Origin of the sequence: Mucilaginibacter pankratovii, from assembly GCF_014773265.1 — a bacterium.
GTDB lineage: Bacteria > Bacteroidota > Bacteroidia > Sphingobacteriales > Sphingobacteriaceae > Mucilaginibacter > Mucilaginibacter pankratovii.
On the sequence record NZ_JACWMY010000010.1, the window covers coordinates 136,754 to 152,588 of the forward strand.

General features: G+C 45.7%; 19 protein-coding genes and 1 riboswitch. Of the genes, 8 read left to right on the top strand and 11 right to left on the bottom strand.

The features are described 5' to 3' along the window. The first annotated feature begins 31 nt into the window (after window positions 1-31). The 4 genes from IDJ77_RS19130 to IDJ77_RS19145 all read left to right on the top strand — a co-directional run bounded on the left by IDJ77_RS19130 (window position 32) and on the right by IDJ77_RS19145 (window position 3,090). On the top strand, window positions 32-511 hold the full coding sequence (locus IDJ77_RS19130) for a PaaI family thioesterase (RefSeq protein ID WP_191190594.1): 480 nt from the start codon (window positions 32-34) through the stop codon (window positions 509-511). A 4-nt stretch (window positions 512-515) separates the two neighbouring features. Further along, window positions 516-968, top strand: a complete 453-nt coding sequence (locus IDJ77_RS19135) for a GNAT family N-acetyltransferase (RefSeq protein WP_191190595.1) — start codon at window positions 516-518, stop codon at window positions 966-968. A gap of 10 nt (window positions 969-978) precedes the next feature. Further along, on the top strand, window positions 979-1,602 hold the full coding sequence (locus tag IDJ77_RS19140) for an AlbA family DNA-binding domain-containing protein (protein ID WP_191190596.1): 624 nt from the start codon (window positions 979-981) through the stop codon (window positions 1,600-1,602). Between the two features lie 120 nt (window positions 1,603-1,722). Then, complete coding sequence (locus IDJ77_RS19145) at window positions 1,723-3,090, top strand: MATE family efflux transporter (protein WP_191190597.1); 1,368 nt, start codon at window positions 1,723-1,725, stop codon at window positions 3,088-3,090. Here IDJ77_RS19145 and IDJ77_RS19150 read toward each other — a convergent pair. From IDJ77_RS19150 to IDJ77_RS19180, 7 genes are all read right to left on the bottom strand, one after another. Continuing rightward, window positions 3,087-3,989, bottom strand: coding sequence for a histone deacetylase family protein (locus IDJ77_RS19150; RefSeq protein ID WP_191190598.1), 903 nt, complete (start codon window positions 3,987-3,989; stop codon window positions 3,087-3,089). The two genes, IDJ77_RS19145 and IDJ77_RS19150, sit on opposite strands and share 4 nt — an antisense overlap. Window positions 3,990-3,996: 7 nt before the next feature. Continuing rightward, a complete protein-coding gene (locus IDJ77_RS19155) occupies window positions 3,997-4,854 on the bottom strand; it encodes a bestrophin family protein (RefSeq protein ID WP_191190599.1) in 858 nt (285 codons plus the stop codon). Window positions 4,855-4,860: 6 nt separating this feature from the next. Then, window positions 4,861-6,147, bottom strand: a complete 1,287-nt coding sequence (kynU, locus tag IDJ77_RS19160) for a kynureninase (RefSeq protein ID WP_191190600.1) — start codon at window positions 6,145-6,147, stop codon at window positions 4,861-4,863. Between the two features lie 246 nt (window positions 6,148-6,393). Next, a complete protein-coding gene (locus IDJ77_RS19165) occupies window positions 6,394-6,891 on the bottom strand; it encodes a pyridoxamine 5'-phosphate oxidase family protein (protein WP_191190601.1) in 498 nt (165 codons plus the stop codon). Between the two features lie 41 nt (window positions 6,892-6,932). Next, window positions 6,933-7,535: a DNA-3-methyladenine glycosylase gene (locus IDJ77_RS19170; RefSeq protein WP_191190602.1), complete on the bottom strand. Its 603-nt coding sequence runs from the start codon at window positions 7,533-7,535 to the stop codon at window positions 6,933-6,935. Continuing rightward, window positions 7,532-8,188, bottom strand: coding sequence for an alpha/beta fold hydrolase (locus IDJ77_RS19175; protein ID WP_191190603.1), 657 nt, complete (start codon window positions 8,186-8,188; stop codon window positions 7,532-7,534). The genes IDJ77_RS19170 and IDJ77_RS19175 overlap by 4 nt, the downstream gene beginning before the upstream one ends. Beyond that, a complete protein-coding gene (locus IDJ77_RS19180) occupies window positions 8,188-8,664 on the bottom strand; it encodes a GAF domain-containing protein (protein ID WP_191190604.1) in 477 nt (158 codons plus the stop codon). Before IDJ77_RS19180 ends, IDJ77_RS19175 begins: the two co-directional genes overlap by 1 nt. A gap of 73 nt (window positions 8,665-8,737) precedes the next feature. Between IDJ77_RS19180 and IDJ77_RS19185 the strand changes: the two genes are divergently transcribed. Beyond that, a complete protein-coding gene (locus IDJ77_RS19185) occupies window positions 8,738-9,442 on the top strand; it encodes a DUF3291 domain-containing protein (RefSeq protein WP_191190605.1) in 705 nt (234 codons plus the stop codon). A 101-nt stretch (window positions 9,443-9,543) separates the two neighbouring features. After that, on the top strand, window positions 9,544-9,792 hold the full coding sequence (locus IDJ77_RS19190; protein WP_191190606.1) for a hypothetical protein: 249 nt from the start codon (window positions 9,544-9,546) through the stop codon (window positions 9,790-9,792). A 218-nt stretch (window positions 9,793-10,010) separates the two neighbouring features. On the opposite strand, the gene IDJ77_RS19195 is transcribed toward IDJ77_RS19190, so the two are convergent. The 4 genes from IDJ77_RS19195 to IDJ77_RS19210 all read right to left on the bottom strand — a co-directional run bounded on the left by IDJ77_RS19195 (window position 10,011) and on the right by IDJ77_RS19210 (window position 14,178). Then, entirely contained in the window at window positions 10,011-10,724 is a 714-nt protein-coding gene (locus tag IDJ77_RS19195) for a Dph6-related ATP pyrophosphatase (protein ID WP_191190607.1), read from the bottom strand. A 49-nt stretch (window positions 10,725-10,773) separates the two neighbouring features. Continuing rightward, window positions 10,774-11,460, bottom strand: a complete 687-nt coding sequence (locus IDJ77_RS19200; protein ID WP_191190608.1) for an SIR2 family NAD-dependent protein deacylase — start codon at window positions 11,458-11,460, stop codon at window positions 10,774-10,776. 142 nt (window positions 11,461-11,602) lie between these two features. Beyond that, window positions 11,603-12,169, bottom strand: coding sequence for a DUF6580 family putative transport protein (locus IDJ77_RS19205; protein ID WP_191190609.1), 567 nt, complete (start codon window positions 12,167-12,169; stop codon window positions 11,603-11,605). A 50-nt stretch (window positions 12,170-12,219) separates the two neighbouring features. Further along, window positions 12,220-14,178, bottom strand: coding sequence for a TonB-dependent receptor plug domain-containing protein (locus tag IDJ77_RS19210; protein ID WP_191190610.1), 1,959 nt, complete (start codon window positions 14,176-14,178; stop codon window positions 12,220-12,222). Window positions 14,179-14,280: 102 nt separating this feature from the next. Beyond that, window positions 14,281-14,478: riboswitch (cobalamin riboswitch) on the bottom strand. 319 nt (window positions 14,479-14,797) lie between these two features. On the opposite strand from IDJ77_RS19210, the gene IDJ77_RS19215 reads away from it, so the two are divergent. Both IDJ77_RS19215 and tnpA read left to right on the top strand, forming a co-directional pair. After that, window positions 14,798-15,025, top strand: coding sequence for a hypothetical protein (locus IDJ77_RS19215; protein ID WP_191190611.1), 228 nt, complete (start codon window positions 14,798-14,800; stop codon window positions 15,023-15,025). Window positions 15,026-15,168: 143 nt separating this feature from the next. After that, window positions 15,169-15,630: an IS200/IS605 family transposase gene (tnpA, locus tag IDJ77_RS19220; protein WP_191190612.1), complete on the top strand. Its 462-nt coding sequence runs from the start codon at window positions 15,169-15,171 to the stop codon at window positions 15,628-15,630. Window positions 15,631-15,835: the final 205 nt, after the last annotated feature.

Below are 15,835 nucleotides of genomic sequence, written 5' to 3' on the forward strand. Positions count from 1 at the left end.
TTGCCCAATATTTTCCTGATATTTAACGGTGATGGTAGTATCAGAAAATACGTTGAAATGGGTAATGCGCTTCTACCCTCCTCTCCTCTTTCAACGCATCTGGGTGGTAGGTTTCGACAAAGGTTTTACAGGCGTACGGGTAAAGGTGCGTAAAAGCCTGCTCAACAAAAACTATAATGGCTCCATTTTCGGCGGGACAATATTTGCCGCAGCCGACCCATTTTACCCCATACTTTTTCATCAAATATTAAACTCAGATGGCAAACGGCGTTTGGCGGTATGGTCTAAATCAGCTAAAATTGATTTTTTAAAACCAGCCATCAGCAACCTGTTTTTTGAGGTGAAATTAAGCGAAGCCGATATTGCCGACGCTAAAGAAACGTTAATAGTAACCGGGAAATACGAAAAACTGTTCCCGATAGATATTTATAACCAGGCCGGAGAAGTTTGCGCCTCGCTGATGAACGAAGTATACGTGCGCGACCTCGACTTGCCTAAAACATTAATATAACGCCATGGCTGTTTTTATGAACGACGCCGCCTTCCTGAAAAAGGGCTACGAGATCTCTTTAGATAAAGCAAAACTTGATTTTGACGCGATATATGGCTATCTTACTACAACCTATTGGGCAAAGGGTATGCCCGTTGAAAAGTTAAGGATAGCACTGGAAAACTCCATGTGCTTTGGATTGTACTACAATGGTGCACAGGTTGGGCTGGCGCGCATCATTACTGATAAGGCAACGTTTGCCTACTTATGCGATGTTTACGTGCTGGATACGCATCGGGGAATCGGTTTGTCGAAATGGATGATGCAAACTATACTGGCACACCCCGGGTTGCAGGGGCTGCGCAGATGGAGCTTAGCAACGGCCGATGCGCAGGGGCTTTACAGCCAGTTTGGGTTCGGCCCGATAAATAATCCGGAAAACTGGATGCAGATACATACGCCTTACAAAGCGGATTAAAAACCTTGACATGAATTTAAAAAGACAGATCTTTGAAGGGGAAGGCGTATCGCTTGATTTTAAGAAAACCATTACCAGCTGCGAAAAGATAGCCAAAACCATGGTATCCTTCGCCAATAACGTGGGCGGCAGGCTGCTCATCGGCGTGCTGGATGATGGTACCATAAAAGGCGTGAAATCCGAAGACGAAGAGCGTTACATGATCACCAAGGCGGCCCACTTTTATACGCGCCCCGCGCTGGAGCCCATATTTGAAGAAATTTACTGGGACGATAAATTGGTACTGGTGGTTGATATCCCCGAGAGTACCGAGAAACCACATTATTCGCTTGCCGAAGATGGCAAATGGTGGGTGTATATCCGCGTAAAAGATAAAAGCGTACTGGCGAGCAAAATTGTGGTGGATGTGCTCAAACAATCCGCCAGCAACGAGGGCGTACTGATAGAATATTCCTCCAAAGAAAAAGCCCTGTTGGAGCACCTTGATAAAACCGAACGCATCAACATCAAACAATTTTGCGACTTGCTGAACATAGGCCGCCGCCGGGCGCAACGTATTTTGGTGAGCCTGGTGCTTACCGGCGTTATTCGCGTGCACACAACCGAGAAGGAGGAATTTTATACCGCATCGTAATTGATGAGCGGTGAGCTGTGAATTGAGAGACCACTCTTACCCTATGTCAATTTCGTGCCCGGTAGTTTAAATAGGCACCTCCCCTTTCAACATTATCATTATTTTTGCCAGCCTTAAATAATGAAAGCCATCTATCAAAAATACAAACCCTATTACACCGATAGCCTGAAACTGGCTATCCCCGTTGTGATATCGCAGCTTGGGCATACCCTGGTGCAGGTGTCCGATTCGGTTATTGTGGGGCATTTCGCGGGAACAACCTCGCTGGCCGCCGTATCATTAGTAAGCAGTTTGTTTTTGGTGCCATTGGTAGTAGGTATCGGTATCAGCTATGGGGTTACCCCGCTCATTGCCCAAAACCATGGCCGTGGCGATTATAAAGAGTGCAGTAAGCTACTTTCCAACAGTTTATTGCTCAATGTTATTACCGGCATTGTTTTGTTTTGCACTATCTATTTTGGTGTACTGGCATTTATCGATCAATTGCACCAGTCGCCCGCTGTGGTGGAACAAGCCAAGCCTTTCCTGTTTTTACTGAGTTTGTCAATTATCCCATTAATGGTATTCAGCACCTTTAAGCAATTTGCCGAAGGCCTTGGATTTACCAAACAGGCTATGATGGTATCCATCTGGGGTAACGTATTAAACATTTGCCTGGGGGTAATATTTGTAAAAGGCATGTTCGGCATCACGCCAATGGGCATTCGCGGTGTAGGTTTAAGTACGTTGATAGACCGTTGTGTGATGGCCATAGTAATGGCTATTTATGTACTTCGCTCCCCTACTTTCCGCAAGTTTCTGCAGGATTTTACGTTACGCAGCGTCGACCGGATCCGCAGCTTACAGATCCTTAAAATTGGTGCTCCGGTGGCTTTGCAATATACTTTTGAGGTAAGTGCCTTTGGCGCGGCTGCTATTCTTACCGGCGTTATCGGCCCGGTTCCTCAGGCGGCGCACCAGGTAGCCATCAGTTTGGCAGCCATTACTTATATGATGGCAAGCGGCATTTCTTCAGCAGCAGCCATCCGCTCCGGTAACTATTTTGGCTCCGGGGATCATCATAACCTGCGGCTTTCCGCCATCTCCAATTACCATATCGTCATCGTGTTTATGAGTTGCACGGCAGTTATATTTACGTTATTCAATCACGTTCTTCCGTATATTTATACTACAGATGAACAAGTATTATCCATTGCATCACAGCTACTTATCGTTGCAGCTTTCTTCCAATTATTCGACGGAACACAGGTTGTCGGCTTAGGTGTACTTCGCGGTATAGGTGATGTAAATATCCCTACCATTATTACTTTCGTGTCCTACTGGGTTATCGGCTTGCCTATCGGGTACCTGCTGGGCATCTACCTGGATTTAGGTGTACTTGGTGTGTGGTACGGATTGGTTTGCGGTTTAATATCGGCATCCATCATGCTCTTTCTCCGTTTTCAAACTATCAGCAAAAGAAACAAGCTGAAAGTGATAGTAGATTAAAAGTAAAGCTCATTGGCCATGCGGAAGGTATTGCAATGCGCTTCCACAATGTCTTTTATATCCGGCGAGTAGCCGCCGCCCATGCTCACCTGAACAGGAATGCCCCGGCGCTTGCATTGTTCCAGCACAAAACGGTCGCGCTCCTTGCAGCCCTCCCTGCTAACCGACAATTTCCCTAATTTATCCGATGCCAAAATATCTACGCCAGATAAATAAAAGATGAAATCCGGCCTGATCTTTTCTATCAATTTCGGCAGGGTGCTTTTTAAAAGAGCGAGGTATTCCTCATCCCCAATCCCATCATCCAAAGGAATATCATGGTCAGATCTCTCCTTCCTGAACGGGAAGTTCTTATCCCCATGCATCGAAAAGGTGAACACCCGTTCCTCATGCTCAAAGATCTGCGCGGTGCCGTTGCCCTGGTGCACATCTAAATCAACTATTAAGATGGACTTGGCTAAACCTTTATCCAATAAATAATTAGCAGCAATCGCCTGGTCGTTCAGCATACAAAAGCCTTCGCCCCAGTTTCTGCCGGCATGATGGGTTCCGCCGGCTACGTTAAAGGCAATGCTATGCTCCAAAGCATAGTGGGAGCCATCCACTGTTCCTTTAGCTATGCGGATCTCGCGCTCTACCAACTGCGCCGAAAGCGGGAAGCCAGTACGGCGTTGCTCCTTTGGCGGCAGGGTGAGGTCGCGGAGTTGTTCCCAATAAGCTTTATCATGTGTAAGCAAAAGGGTTGCTTCATCCAGTTCAGTTGGCGAAAACAGGTTGGCCTCCGTTATCGTCCCCTCGTGTATTAATTGCGCGGGGATCAGCTCATACTTCAGCATCGGAAACCGGTGCCCAGCCGGTAACGGGTGCGCGTAAATAGGATCGTAAGCTATTTTGAGCATGCCCCGTTTATGCAGCAAATATTTCACCTACATGTTTCTCAATGTTTTCGCAGATGTTATCTACCGGCAGATCGTTGGCATCGTAACCGAACGGGTCCTCAATTTCTTCCGCTATCAACTCGATACTCGCGAAGACAAACAGGATAAACCCGATGATAGGCATGATGAAATATTTAAGATCGAAAGCCCAGGTGAAGGGCAAGGTCATGATGTAAGTGAAGATAAACTTTTTGATGAACACACTGTAAGAGAACGGTATCGGTGTTTTTTTAATGCGCTCACAGGCGCCACAAATATCTGTAAATGAAGTAATTTCGGCAGTTATACTCACCAATTGCTCCGGGTTTATTTGTCCTTCTTTATTCAGCCGGTAAACCTGTTTAATAATTTCGGATGCGACCTGGTTAGGCACATGCTTGTGCGGATTGATGGCTACAAAGTTTTGCTCCTCGCCCGAGTATGTATCACGCAGATGGTCGCGTAGGCTACGGGCATATAGCGGGATGGTATAGCTGAAGAACGCGAACTCTTTTTCGCTGATTAGGTGCCTGAGCTTGATGGCCAGGTTACGGCTATTGTTGGTAAGGCTGCCCCAGATCTTGCGCCCTTCCCACCAGCGGTCGTATGCGGAATTGATACGGAAGGCCAGCAATAACGAAAACACAAACCCGATGGTTTGATGAATGTAAATTATCTTTTTGAGAATAGTTGTTTCGGGGAAATGAAAAAAGTCGATGAGGAAGAATGTAACGACACCTGCGTAAATACTTACGCAGGTCATCAGCGGGAAAAGCTCGCGCAGCGTGTCGGCCCTGCTAAAACGGAATATAAGCGAGAACCACTGTCTGGGGTTATAGTATATCATTTTGTATTATTTAACAGTTGTAAGGGCTTTAAAAAGGTATTCTGAGGCATTATAAACATCGGCGAAGGTATTATAAAGCGGTACGGCGCTTAGGCGGATCACATCCGGCTCCCGCCAATCGCCTATAACACCATTGTCGGCAAGGTAATTGAATATTGCCCGGGCATTATTTTTACAAACCACCGAAAGCTGGCAGCCGCGCTCCGCAGCGTTACCCGGTGTGATGATGCGATAAACATCATCGCCCGCGCTTTGATTAATGCCGTTTATTAAAAATTCAAAGTATGCTGTAAGCTTTTCGCTTTTAGCACGAAGCTTTTTCAGCCCGCCTGCGCGTTCAAAAATATCCAGCGAGGCTTTGTGCAGGGCAAGTAATAAAATCGGCGCTGTGCTCACGTTCCAGCCCTCTGCGCCAACTTCTGGCTGAAAGCCGGGCGCCATCAAAAAGCGTTTGTCGTGACGGTAGCCCCACCAGCCTGCAAACCTATCGAGCGTGGTATTATTAAAATGTTTCTCGTGTACAAAGGCGCCGCTGATACCGCCCGGGCCCGAGTTCATGTATTTGTAGGAACACCAGCACGCAAAATCGGCATCCCAATCGTGCAGTTTTACGGGGACATTGCCCGCGGCATGTGCAAGATCGAACCCTACGTAAGCGCCGGCCTGATGGGCCGCTTTGGCAATGGCTTCCAAATTGAAGAATTGTCCGGTGTAATAATTTATCCCGCTGAACATCACCAGTGACAGTTCATCTGCGTTATCTTTTATCTGTTGCAGGATATCTTCGGTACGCAAAGTTACTTCACCATCGCGCGGTTTTACTTCAACCACCGCATCGGCGGGTTCAAACCCATGAAACTTTACCTGGCTTTCTACCGCGTACTGATCTGACGGGAATGCACCAGCCTCCATCAATATTTTATAACGTTTACTGGTTGGTTTATAGAAACTTACCATCAAAAGGTGAAGGTTCACTGTAAGCGAATTCATGATGGTAACCTCGGCGGTTTTGGCACCTAAAATACCGGCCAGGGTTGGTATCAGTTGCTTATGATAGCTTAGCCAAGGGTCCTCACCCATAAACCAGCCTTCCACGGCGTTATCCTCCCAGGCGTTTAGTTGCTGCTGAATATACTGCTTAGCAGAGCGGGGCTGCAGCCCCAATGAATTACCGCAAAGGTATATGGCATCCTGCCCATGATGTTTGGGAATAAGGAATTCGCCGCGAAATTGCTTTAGTTCGTCCTGCTCATCCTGCTGTAAAGCGAAATCTAAAGTGGGTTGAAAAATCATCAGCCAATAATAAGGAAAAGATGGATACGAATTTCAGGTATGGGTAGAATTTAAAGAATTGAAAATCATCAAACTTGTCATTTCGAACCCTGAAGCGCGGGAAATGGGCACTGGCGGGTGAGAAATCTTGTTAGTCATACATGTGCGAAACTGTGCATATCCAACAAGTTCCCTCCTCGCCCCTGCGCGCAAATCACTACGCTCGTTAGGGATGACATAGTGGTAAGAGAGAGGTTAAATTCGTGGTCATAGCGCTATTTTCCCATGCTTTCCGCCATCAAAGCGCTGGCCGGTTACAGTAGCTTTAAGTACATTAAAAAGCACCACCATGCTACTGCTGTTACTATCCCAATATTCGGCATCTGTTGGGGTAATTTTGAGCAGGGTAAGTTTAGGATCATCCAAGCCTTCGGGGAAGAAGGCCTTTACAAATGGGTTCCAGAGTTCTTTCATTTTTGCTTTATCGTCAACAAAATCGGCCTCGCCGATGATACTGAGATAGGTATGGTTCTTCGGGTCGGAATAAGTTAGGGATATGGTATTTTCCACCGAAATTTCGCTGGCCTTTGCAGAATATTCATTGGTGAAGAACCAGATGTTGCCATCTGCATCCACGTCGGCTGTACCCATTGGCCTGCTGCTGAATCCCTTTTCGGAGTTATAGGTGGTCAGCATCGCGGTCTTCACTTCGTTGATCTCATCGCGAAAATATTTCAGGCTTTCGGTTTTTGATTGCTCGCTCATCTCGATACAGTTATTAGATGAGGCAATAACAAAGTGCCGGATTATTTGTTGGGCTTGCTTACAAAAATATTTCCCTTTACATAAAAGCGGTATGGCAGCAATGCATCGTCGCCGGCATAGTCCACGCCAATACGGGGACCTGCAACCACTTCGGCATCCGGGAAACTTAGTCCCCTGTCTTCCACCCAAATGGTATCGCTTTGCAAACTAATAGCATTTATTTTGCGAGAGATGCCCAGCGCTTTTGCCACTGAGCCGGGCCCTTTGGTGATGTTGGGTTTTAGCGTTTCCATATTGCGGCGATACATGATGATGTCGATTCCATCCGTTGGCACAATGGCCCGGATAAGGATAGCATGTGGTTGCCCGGCAACGGAAGTTACGATATTAAACATCTCGTGGATGCCGTAGCAAAGGTAAACATAAGCTATACCGCCCTGCTCGAACATGGTTTTGGTGCGCGGCGTTATACGGTTGCCATAGGAATGGGAGGCTTTGTCGATAATGCCATTATAGGCTTCTGTTTCAACAATATAACCACCGGTAGTTTCACCATCTATACAGGTGAACAGGTATTTGCCTATCAGGTCGCGACTGAGCGCTACCACATCACTGCTCAGGTAATATTCTTCGGGTAATTTCATGGCTGCAACAGGATATCGGCCAATAATTTATTGATCTCATCTGCCCTGTCGAACACCATAATATGCGTGCCACCTTTGATAATGGCTGTAGGGTTTTTGATCTTTTTCCAGGGGAACACCTGGTCTTTATCGCCGATGATGTGGTACAGGTTGGCAACCGGCTCCAAATTATTGAAATACAACACCGCGTGCATGGCCCATTTTAAAAACACCGGCGACGAATTTGTAAGCATACTTTGAAACGTCGCCAGGTCTTCGGGTGCCATACCGCCAAATACCGGTTTCACCATAAAGCCAACTTTAGTCATGATGCTGGCCGGGATAGGTTTATAAACCGGCACCCGCTGAAATAGTCTAAAATACCACGGCGCCTCGTCGGCCGTTTTGATGCTTGATATCAGGATCACCTTTTGCAACTTCACCTGCTTAGCTATTTCGACAGCGATCATGCCGCCAAGTGAATCGCCAATGGCAATATCGCCGGGTTGTATATTGTATTGTTTTACAAGCTTTTGCGCGTAAGTGGTTAAAGTATCAGCGGCATCTGGCGCTATCCAATCCGCCGGTATGCGCTCAAACCCTGCCGGCAAAATAATGTTCTTATACAGCCGGGTATCGGCACCCAGGCCGGGGATCAGGAAAACCTTAGTCATTAAAATTTGATGAGCTTTACTATTTCGGCTAAATACTTTGCATCGGTTTCGTCAAACTCGGCCAGTTCGGAACTGTCTACATCCAGCACCCCTACTACCTCCCCATTATGAAACAAAGGCAGCACAATTTCCGAGCGGGATAAAGAGCTGCAGGCAATATGCCCGGGGAATTCTTCCACATCAGGAACGACAAGCGTTTGCGCCTGCTGCCATGCCGCGCCGCAAACACCTTTACCCAAGCCTATCCTGGTACAGGCAACCGGCCCCTGGAACGGACCCAGTACCAGTTCATTATCCTTCACCAGGTAAAAGCCTACCCAAAACCATTTAAACTGCTCTTTTAGCGCGGCGCAAACGTTGGCCAGGTTGGCCACCAGTTCGGGTTCGCCAAAAATCAGGGCTTCAATTTGTGGGATGAGCGAGGTATATTGTTCGGCCTTATCTGCGGACGTAGTTATTTTGAGGTCTTCTGCCATGGTGTAAAAGTAGTGATGAACGTGTAAAACTAAATAAGCCGAATATCATATTTAATATTTTATTTCGCAGTAGATGATCGTTAGCCTCACCATTATACGCTACCGCAAAGCGCTCGTACCTTTCGCCTTACTGGCCATGGCTCTGCACCGCCTGCCTATGTGGCTGCAGCAGGGTTGTACCTTTTGGAAACTGCTGGGCAGTGGCCGCAACGGCACTTTCGACCTGCAGCCCGACTGGCAGCAATGGGGCCTGCTGGCCGTTTGGGAAAATCGCGAGGATTATGAGCGGTTTCAACAAACCTCCGTCGTAAGCAAATGGTGGAAGCTATTGGGCAGCGAACAATGGACAGTACTTTGCCAGCCTATGCAAAGCCACGGCAAATGGGATGGCCGAGAACCTTTCGGCAAGCCGGATCTGAAAATAGCAGATGGCCCCATGGCGGTACTTACCCGGGCTACTATCAAAATGAGCAGGCTTAAAAACTTCTGGAGCCACGTAGACGAGGTTGCCGGGTTAATGGCCACAGCACCCGGCTATATCACCTCCATCGGCGTGGGCGAAGCGCCGGTTTACCGGCAGGCAACCTTCTCAGTTTGGGAAAGCATGGAGCACATGAAGGCTTTCGCCTACGGCAGTAAACAACATGCCGAGGTGATCAAAAAAACACGCAGCGAAGGCTGGTACAGCGAGGAGCTTTTCGCGCGTTTTGCCATTATCGAAAGCAGTGGTACCATTAATGGAAAGGACCCGTTGATGAAGAAGTTTAATATCGAATGATGAATTTCGAACGCCGAATCCCGAAGGTTAAAACTTCATTATTATGAAATTGGGCGTTCGATATTCGACATTTAAATTTTATCAATTATCATTAATTCAACATGAGAATAATAGCAGAACTACCCCACCCCGAATTTAAGATCTCTATCCTTAACATGAACCAGAAGTTCATCGTGAAGATAGAGAAAGGCAGCTTTGAGCAAAGTTACAAGATCCCTGAGATGGACCTGACCGAAGGCGTAAACAGCGTTTTTGAAATACTCGACGAGGCGTTTTTAAAAACCGTTTCCGCCCGTTTTGCCGATATGAGCAAAGATTATAAGGAAGCTTACTATAGGTATAATTATTAGTTGGCTAATGTATATAACTACTTGATATATAGATACTAATTTATTAAATGGTCCTATATCAGAATTTTATTTGGCAAAACAGGGCGTTTCTAACCCTGAAATCACCATATATCTTATATATCTATTTATGATATCTTCATAAATATTTGATAATCATAATACTTATAATATATCAATTAATTTAATTTGGGTACTCTAAATGCCAAATAAATGGGAGGTTAAGCCGGAATCAGGTCGATAAACCAAAAGCCCGAACTTTTTTGGGTGTCCACGGATCCGCAAGCGTCATCGGCATTTTTAGGTGTTTTGTATTCTTTAAAAACCTTCACTCCTGTTGTAAACTTTATTTCCTTTTTGAAGATCGGCCCCTTGTAAGCGAAGGTGTGGAATTCACCGTTCTCGCCGCAAACGTCAACATCTGCCGGTAAATTGCCGATGAGTTCTTCCCCTATTTCCAGGCCAACTATCGCTTCCAACCGTTCCTGTACACAGGCGATCACAGTGCCAAAACCAAGACTTAAAAACTCGTCTATCAATTCCTGGGTATCGCGTTTCCAAAGCGGGTAGATGCCGGTCATGCCCACCTCCACCAGGCGGGCATCGCGGTAGTTTTTTAGGTCCTCTAAAAAAATATCTCCGAAGATGGAGTGCGTTATTCCCTCGCTTTTAAAGTGCGCCAGGTGCCCGTGCATGATGTTATCATAGGTCGCCATATCCGGCATTTCGGGCAGGCGGATCTGGTATAAAGGAATACCGATGCTGGCGGCTTGCGCTATCAAAAGTTCGGTACGTACGCCATGCATGGAGATCCTGTCGGCTTCGTCGTTAATGGTGGTAACCAGGTAGCGGATATCCAGGTTAGGGTTTTGCAGGCAATGGTAAAGCGCCAGGGCGCTGTCTTTACCGCCGCTCCAGTTGAAAATGCATTTCATGGTGAGCAGTGAATGGAAAGTAGTGAGTAAAAGTTTCTGTTGCGTTTGTTTAGTTCTCGGCCATCAACTCATCTACCAGCATGGGAACCCCTACCGTTGCTTTAAAGGGCATCTCCACCACACGGCCACCGGATGATACCGGAATATTAGGATCGATGATATAACGTGTTACATCGCGCGGTACGTAGTTGATGAGCCCTGCCGCAGGATAAACGGCAAGGGAGGTTCCAACCAAAATGAAAATTTCTGCGTCGGCACAAATTTGCGCGGCGGTTTCTATCATCGGTACGGCCTCGCCAAACCAAACCACATGCGCCCTTAACTGGGAACCCAGCTTGCATTTATCGCCCATTTTAATTTCCCAACCGTCTATAGGGTAAGTCAACCGCGGATTGGTGCTCGATTGCGAACGGGTAATAATGCCATGCAGGTGCACCACGTTGGTGGAGCCCGCACGCTCGTGCAGGTCGTCGATATTTTGGGTAATGATGGTAACGTGGTATTTTTCCTCCAGCCTGGCCAGCGCAAAATGGGCGGCGTTGGGGCTGGCCTCTAAAACAGATTTGCGGCGCTCGTTGTAAAACTGTTGAACCATCTGCGGGTTGCGTGCCCAGGCTTCGGGGGTGGCAACATCTTCGATGTTGTAACCCTCCCATAAGCCGTCGCTGTCGCGAAAGGTTTTCAGGCCGCTTTCGGCACTGATGCCCGCGCCGGTAAGGATGACGATTCTTTTCATAATTCAAGAGGCTAAAAGGCGCAAAAAAAGACCCGTTTTTATTCAAAAAAAAGCAAAAACAGGTAAATTTTCGACAGTAAATTTCACAAAAAAGGCGGTTTTGAGCAAACAAAACCGCCTTTTTTATATCGATATAAAACGGCTAAAGGGCCAGTTGTTTTTTGCTTTGTAAAACGGTGTATTTGCTTTTGGCCAGTTCGAACGCGCCGAAAAGGATAGTACCATAAATGGCATCCGCAATTAGCATATTAGTTTCAAACGGATAGATGGCTTTCATTAATAGCATGGTATAGTTACCCCAGGTGCTGGGAATGCCATAAACAACCGGCAGGTCCATAACAAGCCAGTGAATTAAAACGGCAACCACAGAAGCTGTTACCAGATTGGTAACATTTACCTTTTTTATTAAAGTACCAACAAATGCCATCAAGATAAAACAACCGTACATCCATAATGAACTTGCGAAAAACGTAAGTGTGGAAGTATAGATGTAGTTAATTACCAGGTCGCTTATAAAAAGAGCTAACAGAGGTACCGCATAAGCTTCCCATTTACGGGCAAAGTAAACGCCCCCAAATAAGGCTACAGCACCTACCGGGGTAAAATTACTTAGGGCAGGTACTTGCGTATTAACAATTCGCATAGCAATAGCACCCAGCACCATTAAAACAAGTATTATAAACCGCGTATTGATCTTTTGTAGTGACATAGTTTTATATATGAAGCAAATTTATTGATTATCCATTGTAAAAACGAAAACTATTTAAACCGGTAGTTTGCCCCCAGCATAAAGTTTGCGCGACGGGTGTTATAACCCAGCCAATCCACATACTTTGTATCCAGCAGGTTGTATACATCGCCAAAGAAGCTAAGCTCTTTTGTGGCGCTGTATTGCAGGTGCAGATCTACCAGGTTGTATTGTTTTAAAACAACCGCTACAGGTGCGTAAGTGATTGGGTCGAAAGTTAGGTCGCTGCTGTTGCCGGTATGTTTGTAATTTACACCAAAAGAAAAATCATTAGTTGCCTGGTACGATATGCCGGCACCGAAAGTGCTTTTCGGCCTGCGGTATAAGTTATTGGTTTGTACACCGTTCTCATTTGTAAGCTTACCGGTTACGTAGGCATACCATGCAGATGCACTCAGCTTTTTATCGTGGTACTTCAGCTCTGTTTCGAAGCCTTTATCTTTTTGTAAAGTCCCGTTTTTGTAGAAAGAGCTGTACGGCGGCACCGATTCTGAGAAAAAGTAAATTACATCCTTAGCATTTCGTTTGTAAAACGAGGTAGTGAACGACATCGTGTTTTTCACCACTTCCCAATCAAACCCGACTTCGTAGCTGTTGGTATATTCCGGTTTTAATTCACTATTGCCATATTGCGATACCAGTTGGTAAAGCGATGGCGCTTTGAATGCTGAGGCAACCGTACCGAAGATCTTAAACTGATCTGCCAGCAACACTGAAGGATTGATGGTATAAGTGAATTTGTTACCAAACTCGCTGTGGCGATTGTACCTGCCGCCCAGCTCCATGTGGAAGATATCTGATTTAAAGAACAAGGAAGTATAAACGCTGCCGATGCTGTTATGCGCCAGCCCTGCTCCTATAACGCTTGGGCCGGGGGTATATCCCGGCTGCTCAAATAAACTGTACTGGCTGGTGTTGCTGTATTTGTAGCCGGCGCCACTGGTAATATCAAAATATTTACCGAGGTTGTAATTTAAAACGGCCTCGGCGTTGGTAATACGGCCGATGTTTTTGGTTTCCTGGTGGGTTCCGCCATTATCGGGCGGCAGATTGATAAAGTTATTATGTACGGTGTTCTGGCTCACGTTAAAATTCAGCAAACCTTTTGGCAGTTTAATTTTTGCGCCCAAGCCACCAAACACAAAAGTGTTTTTATAATCGAAGTTCTTATCGTCGGCAAAAGCGCCATAGGGCAGGTTGCCATTGTTGCGGCTTACCTGCAGGTTACCGTTCAGCGCAAATTTGTTGGTGATCTGCTGGTCGACATTTACACTGGCCGAACGCTGGTGAAAGCCGTCCTTGGTAAAGTTGCCGGTACCCGGAGCATCCGTTGCTGCAGCGAAGCCTTTCGAATCGGAATTAGACAGGTTGATAGCTATGCCGGTTTTATTCAGTTTACCGTTCAATCCCGCGGCCTCTTTAAACGTGCCGTAGCTGCCGCCAACAAACTGCAGATTGCCTTTTAGCCCCTGGCTTTGCGGATGTTTGGTGATAATGTTGATCACACCTGCAACCGCGTCTGAGCCGTATAAGGTAGAGCCGCTGCCCTTCAACACCTCGATATGGTCTATCTGATCTAAAGGGAAGGCATTCAGGTCGTAACTACCATCGATGGACGCTGCGTTGTTGGCAGGGAAACCATCTATCAATATCAACGTGTTACCCGATGATGCACCGCGCAGGAAAACTGACGTGCCGATACCAGGAGCGTTCTGCGCGCCTGAAAAGGTGATACCCGGAATGGTGTTCAATAGCTGCGGTAAGCTTCTGCCCTGCGAGCGTTCGATCTGCTGGGCGGAGATGATGGTAACCACCCGGCCTATTTCGCTTTGTTTTTTTGGTGAACGGGTAGCGGTAACTACAACGCCGTTAAGTACCCTGGTTGTGTCCTGGGCGAGGGCTGCAGTACTGTGCAGCGCCAGTTGTACAAGCCCCAGGCCTGCAGCAACAATTACGTAATTTTTTTTCATGTTGTTGTGAGTGTAAACCCCACAGCATACAAGAAATGAACAGAATGGAAATACACTGTATAGAAGAGCATTCACATTCAAGCTTCAATCCCCGAAAGCTATGAATAATATAATGCTGAGGCAGGTATTCTGACTTGCTCCCCTCTGCCCTGTCTTCCCACCCCGACGGTGTCGGGACAGTGACTTTAAGATTGGGCCTCGGTTGATAGAGCTTACAGCTGCGGGACAGTTACAGATTTACACTGTATTCCCTTTTAATCCCGATTTTTAACATCAGGAACCTTAAGCGGCGTAAAAGTACAACAACATTTGCCATATGCAAATATGTTCCGGGGATTTATGCCCATAAGTGTCCCACTTTAAATGCGGGACACCCTATTTTTGCTTGTCATTGATTGCCAGTATTTTAACAAAAATCAGTGAAACACTTTGGGACATCCCTGCTGTTTAAATAATTGTTATAATAACTTTATTATCAATATTTTAAATATTAAAAGCGTGAGTGACCTAAAAACAGGGCAAAACAGTTTGATTGGCAACTTTCATTGAATTTTTCCATAAATAGATGACGCAAAACACAAATTTTGCAATTAAGGATTTACTCTCTAACTTTAATATTATGATACGCGAGATTATTGACCAGGCTGATTCAATTGTTACCCTACTTCTTCCAACAGATACGGTAGGTAAAAGAGTGGAAGTTATTGCTTTTGAAATTGATGGAGAGAAAAATGCGCTGACAAAGGCGCAAATGCTTGCCCAAATACAAGATTTAACAGTTCGCTCTCTAACAGATTTAAGCGGCTTTAAATTTAATCGCGACGAAGCCAATAATTATGACGAGTAGTAATTTCTCTCTATTTCTTAACAAACAATTGGTGAATTAAAACATCTTCGCATCCCATCGGGATGCCTGGTTGGTAGAAAAAAATAATTACATTAGTTCGTTCCATAGGAACGATTGGTGGTTCGCAAATATGATTAACCGGCATGCCTAACAGTTACACCCAACTTCATATCCAATTTGTTTTTGCCGTGAAATACCGGGGTGCACTTATTGATGACGATTGGAAAGAACGACTGCATCAATACATTACAGGCATCTTCCAGCAAAACGAACATAAAATGTTGCAAATAAACAGCATGCCCGACCATATTCATATTTTTATAGGCATGAGGCCACATCAATCGATATCCTCGTTAGTGCAGAATGTAAAAACCGAAAGTACAAAGTGGATAAAAGCTCAAAAGTTTTGTTCCTTTCCTTTCGCCTGGCAAGAAGGCTATGGTGCTTTTTCATACGGTAAAAGCCAGCTAGACCATGTTGTTCGATACATTAAAAATCAAGAACAACATCACAAAAGGAAAACATTTTTAGAAGAGTACCATGATTTTTTAACCGCCTTTGAAATAGATTGGGATGAAAAATACATCTTCAAAGAATTGGAATAGGCGCTTGATTTAATCGTGATTACACCAGGCGTTCCGATGGAACGCTTAAGCATTTCTTTTGATTTTCTACCAACGAGATGTTCCGATGGAACATTTATTTTCTTGATACTTTGATAGTGCGTAGTGCGCAACTTCAATATTAATATTTAAGTCCAATGCGTGTTCCTAAGGAACACGCATTGGTAGAAAATAGACAAAATAAAAC

Coding starts and splice junctions, on each gene's coding strand:
- IDJ77_RS19150 (WP_191190598.1), bottom strand. CDS start 3,989: ATGCTCAAAATAGCTTACGATCCTATTTACGCGCACCCGTTACCGGCT.
- IDJ77_RS19135 (WP_191190595.1), top strand. CDS start 516: ATGGCTGTTTTTATGAACGACGCCGCCTTCCTGAAAAAGGGCTACGAG.
- kynU (WP_191190600.1), bottom strand. CDS start 6,147: ATGATTTTTCAACCCACTTTAGATTTCGCTTTACAGCAGGATGAGCAG.
- IDJ77_RS19185 (WP_191190605.1), top strand. CDS start 8,738: ATGATCGTTAGCCTCACCATTATACGCTACCGCAAAGCGCTCGTACCT.
- IDJ77_RS19190 (WP_191190606.1), top strand. CDS start 9,544: ATGAGAATAATAGCAGAACTACCCCACCCCGAATTTAAGATCTCTATC.
- IDJ77_RS19140 (WP_191190596.1), top strand. CDS start 979: ATGAATTTAAAAAGACAGATCTTTGAAGGGGAAGGCGTATCGCTTGAT.
- IDJ77_RS19165 (WP_191190601.1), bottom strand. CDS start 6,891: ATGAGCGAGCAATCAAAAACCGAAAGCCTGAAATATTTTCGCGATGAG.
- IDJ77_RS19215 (WP_191190611.1), top strand. CDS start 14,798: ATGATACGCGAGATTATTGACCAGGCTGATTCAATTGTTACCCTACTT.
- tnpA (WP_191190612.1), top strand. CDS start 15,169: ATGCCTAACAGTTACACCCAACTTCATATCCAATTTGTTTTTGCCGTG.
- IDJ77_RS19175 (WP_191190603.1), bottom strand. CDS start 8,188: ATGACTAAGGTTTTCCTGATCCCCGGCCTGGGTGCCGATACCCGGCTG.
- IDJ77_RS19195 (WP_191190607.1), bottom strand. CDS start 10,724: ATGAAATGCATTTTCAACTGGAGCGGCGGTAAAGACAGCGCCCTGGCG.
- IDJ77_RS19130 (WP_191190594.1), top strand. CDS start 32: ATGGTAGTATCAGAAAATACGTTGAAATGGGTAATGCGCTTCTACCCT.
- IDJ77_RS19210 (WP_191190610.1), bottom strand. CDS start 14,178: ATGAAAAAAAATTACGTAATTGTTGCTGCAGGCCTGGGGCTTGTACAA.
- IDJ77_RS19155 (WP_191190599.1), bottom strand. CDS start 4,854: ATGATATACTATAACCCCAGACAGTGGTTCTCGCTTATATTCCGTTTT.
- IDJ77_RS19170 (WP_191190602.1), bottom strand. CDS start 7,535: ATGAAATTACCCGAAGAATATTACCTGAGCAGTGATGTGGTAGCGCTC.
- IDJ77_RS19180 (WP_191190604.1), bottom strand. CDS start 8,664: ATGGCAGAAGACCTCAAAATAACTACGTCCGCAGATAAGGCCGAACAA.
- IDJ77_RS19205 (WP_191190609.1), bottom strand. CDS start 12,169: ATGTCACTACAAAAGATCAATACGCGGTTTATAATACTTGTTTTAATG.
- IDJ77_RS19145 (WP_191190597.1), top strand. CDS start 1,723: ATGAAAGCCATCTATCAAAAATACAAACCCTATTACACCGATAGCCTG.
- IDJ77_RS19200 (WP_191190608.1), bottom strand. CDS start 11,460: ATGAAAAGAATCGTCATCCTTACCGGCGCGGGCATCAGTGCCGAAAGC.